This is a genomic window from Superficieibacter electus, assembly GCF_002915575.1.
Classification (GTDB): Bacteria; Pseudomonadota; Gammaproteobacteria; order Enterobacterales; family Enterobacteriaceae; genus Superficieibacter; species Superficieibacter electus.
On sequence record NZ_PQGD01000068.1, the window covers coordinates 1 to 2,454 of the forward strand.

A 2,454-nucleotide genomic window follows, 5' to 3' on the forward strand; every position below is an offset into this window, starting at 1 on the left:
GTAAGCGTCCAGCGAGAGCCGTATTGACGGGGATGCGTTATTCCGCTGGCAGCGTGATGCGCCACGGTAGCAGCTCGCTGACCCGGTTGACCGGCCAGTCAGCTATGACGTTGAGCACATGACAGATATAGCTCTCTGGATCCACGCCGTTCAGTTTGCATGTACCGATCAGGCTGTACAGTAGCGCTCCGCGCTCACCACCGTGGTCAGAGCCGAAGAACAGGAAGTTTTTGCGACCCAGGCTAACCATCCGCAGGGCATTTTCAGCGATGTTGTTATCTGCTTCGGCCCAGCCGTCTTCCGCATAGTACGTCAGTGCCGGCCACTGGTTCAGAGCGTACGTGAACGCCTTCGCCAGCTCTGAGTGTCGCGACAGCGTTCTCATCCTTTCACGCAGCCAGCTTTCCAGGGATTTCAGCCGCGGTTTAGCCTTTTGCTGACGTTCTGCAAGGCGTTGCTTTGCCGGCATTCCCCGTATTTCAGCCTCGATGGCATACAGATCGCCTATACGTTTCAGGGCTTCCTCCGTCAGGGCTGACGGGGTGCGAACGTGCACATCGTGGATCTTTCGGCGGGCATGAGCCCAGCAGCCGGCTTCCGTTATCCGGCCATTGCGGTACAGCTCGTTGAACCCGGCGTACGCATCCGCCTGCAGCACACCGCTGAAGCCGGCAAGATGGGTCTGCGGATGGATGCCTTTTCTGTCCGGGCTGTAAGCGAACCACACGGCCGGTGCCAGCTCTGACCCGGCGTTGCGATCATCACGAACATACGTCCACAACCGCCCGGTTTTCGTCTTCTTATTACCCGGCAACAGTACCGGGACAGGCGTGTCATCGGCGTGGAGCTTACCATCAGTCAACACATAGTTCCGAAGCGCCTCTTCCAGCGGTGACAGTAGCCGGCAACATGCATCCACCCAGCCCGACAGCAGTGAGCGACTCAGCTCCACACCCTGGCGGTCATAGATTTCAGACTGGCGATACAGCGGGGTGTGCTCTGCATACTTAGAGGTCAGTACGCGGGCCAGCAGCCCCGGACCGGCGATACCCCGCTCGATGGGCCGCGAAGGCGCGGGGGCCTGTACGATGGCGTCGCATTTTGTGCAGGCATGTTTTTCCCGTACAGTGCGGATAACCCGGAAGGCGCTGCGCATTAGCTCCAGCTGTTCAGTGGCATCTTCACCCAGGTAGCTCAGCGAACCCCCGCACTCCGGGCAACACGGCTTAGCGGGTAGCAACCGTTTTTCATCGCGGGGAAGTGATTCGAGGAACGGTTTGCGGGTGCGGGTCTGACGCAACGGACGCTGCACTGCCGGGTCATCCACCCGGCCGGTCAGCGTATCGCTTTCTTTCTGCAACTGGTTAAGGTCGGCTTCCATCTGCGCGATACGGCGGGAGACTTTTTCGGAGCGGCTGCCGAAGTTCATCCGGCGCAGCTTATCCAGCTGCGCCTGCAGGTGATCTATTTCGCGTTCACGCTCGGCCAGCTTTTCCAGCAGGGCGCGGTTCAGCGCTTCCTGTTCGGCAAGGAGACGTTTCAGTTCATTGATATTGTCAGGAAGTGAGCTGTTCATGCCGGGTATATTACCAGGCGCATTCAGCGTCGACCAGGATAAAGAGGCCTACAACATAGTCAGGGATGTAAGCAGTCTTTTAGGCTGCCGCCAGTCGATACCTTCAAGGAGCATCGCCAGCTGTGCCGGTGTGAGGAACACTTTGCCATCCCGGGCTGACGGCCAGGCGAAGCGGCCGCGCTCCAGCCGTTTTGTCAGCAGGCACAGCCCGTCACCGGTAGACCACAGCAGTTTGACCTGACTGCCGCTGCGGCCCCGGAAGATGAAGACGTGCCCGGACATCGGATCATCTTTCAGCGCCGTCTGAACCTTTGCTGCCAGGCCGTTGAAGCCATTTCTCATATCGGTGATGCCGGCGACCAGCCAGACCTTTGTCCCTGATGGTAATGGGATCAACGTTTGAGCTCCCGTATCAGCAGGTTCAGGATATTTTCGCTGATGGCACCATTCAGACGGAGTGAACCGTGCCGGAACGTCACTTCACAGCTGATATTGAGTGATTCAGGTGTCGCAGCAGCTACAGGTTGTGCCCGGAGGGAGGTTGTAGGAACAACATCTTCGGCATCAAGTGTTATCGGGAGCAGCTCAGGCACGCTGTTTTCTGTTATTGAAGGAGAACGTAGTTTTCCTTCGCGCCAGTATTGGCGCCACTTGAACAGCAGATTATCGTTGATCCCATGCTCACGAGCGAGTTGCGCTACGGAGATCTCTGGTCGATGCGAGAGTTCAACCATTTTGATTTTGAACTCAACGGGATAATTAGGGCTTTTTTTACGCACTGCGGTTAATGATTTCATGGATAGTGTCCACCATATTTGGTGTCCACTATCCTCTCAGGAATTTCAGGATCTGCCAGACGGTGCTGAAATGACGCTTAC

The 2,454-nt window shown here is 57.2% G+C and carries 3 protein-coding genes; all 3 read right to left on the minus strand.

The genetic code is table 11. The annotated features are described in order from the left end of the window. Window positions 1-37: 37 nt before the first annotated feature. The 3 genes from tnpC to tnpA are packed head-to-tail and all read right to left on the minus strand — an operon-like array spanning window position 38 to window position 2,373. A complete protein-coding gene (tnpC, locus tag CHU32_RS27760; RefSeq protein WP_103678831.1) occupies window positions 38-1,576 on the minus strand; it encodes an IS66 family transposase in 1,539 nt (512 codons plus the stop codon). Window positions 1,577-1,624: 48 nt separating this feature from the next. Beyond that, entirely contained in the window at window positions 1,625-1,972 is a 348-nt protein-coding gene (gene tnpB, locus CHU32_RS27765; protein ID WP_103678832.1) for an IS66 family insertion sequence element accessory protein TnpB, read from the minus strand. Next, complete coding sequence (gene tnpA / locus CHU32_RS27770; protein ID WP_103678833.1) at window positions 1,969-2,373, minus strand: IS66-like element accessory protein TnpA; 405 nt, start codon at window positions 2,371-2,373, stop codon at window positions 1,969-1,971. Before tnpA ends, tnpB begins: the two co-directional genes overlap by 4 nt. Between the last annotated feature and the right edge of the window lie 81 nt (window positions 2,374-2,454).

Bases quoted from the DNA above. Each gene is read 5' to 3' on its own strand.
- tnpA (WP_103678833.1), bottom strand. From the start codon at position 2,373: ATGAAATCATTAACCGCAGTGCGTAAAAAAAGCCCTAATTATCCCGTT.
- tnpC (WP_103678831.1), bottom strand. From the start codon at position 1,576: ATGAACAGCTCACTTCCTGACAATATCAATGAACTGAAACGTCTCCTT.